Origin of the sequence: Neobacillus drentensis (genome assembly GCF_036966985.1) — a bacterium.
GTDB classification, from domain to species: Bacteria; Bacillota; Bacilli; order Bacillales; family Cytobacillaceae; genus Neobacillus; species Neobacillus drentensis_E.
This window is the reverse complement of sequence record NZ_JBALSN010000480.1, coordinates 1-687: the sequence shown is the minus strand read 5'-3', so window position 1 is coordinate 687 and position 687 is coordinate 1. Positions and strand designations below refer to the sequence as shown.

Genomic DNA, 687 nt, shown 5'->3' with positions numbered 1-687 from the left:
CTTTTCCTTCGGATTTCCCTTTTGTTCCGTTCTTACATCACCTTTTACCACGATAAGACCAACAATTCCTCCAACTAATACCCAAGCTACTGCACTCCACAACAACCCGATATATCCAATCTTCGGAAGCATGTAAGCAGGGAAATAACTTCCTACAACATAAAGTCCGCCACTCCACGCTGCCCAGAACAATCCTATAGCTGTTGCCAGAATCCGCTCTGGACTGCGATAAGTAACCCAGACTAAGAAAGAGTAGCAGAATAAAGGATAACCTAAACCACGAATCCCATAAGTCGGGAGCATAATAGCGTAATTGTTTAACTTTAAACCATATTCAATGAATAGTACCTGACCGATTAACCAAGTAACAAGACCGATAACCATTACCTTCCTAGGTCCCCACATCTCGGTGAGTACACCAGAAAAATAAGATGCGATAGCCAAGATGGCTCCATAAACCGCAAAAAGAGTGGCTGATTGTTGAACGGTCAATCCCTTTTCAATCAGATAGGGAGACAACCATGCGTGCTCGAGACCATCACCGGCCATAAAAATTAACGTTGCAACGAATCCCCAAACGACTCCCATTGGAAGTCCGCCTAAAGTACGTTCTTGACCTACAAGCGTTTTCATTTTTAACACCTCTATTTTTATTAATTGGGTGCAGGGGGGACGGTTCTCATGCTT

At 43.5% G+C, this 687-nt stretch carries 1 protein-coding gene; it reads right to left on the bottom strand.

The features are described 5' to 3' along the window. The coding region (locus V7659_RS25800) for an MFS transporter (RefSeq protein ID WP_335542961.1) at window positions 1-633 on the bottom strand (633 nt) is incomplete at its 3' end. Between the last annotated feature and the right edge of the window lie 54 nt (window positions 634-687).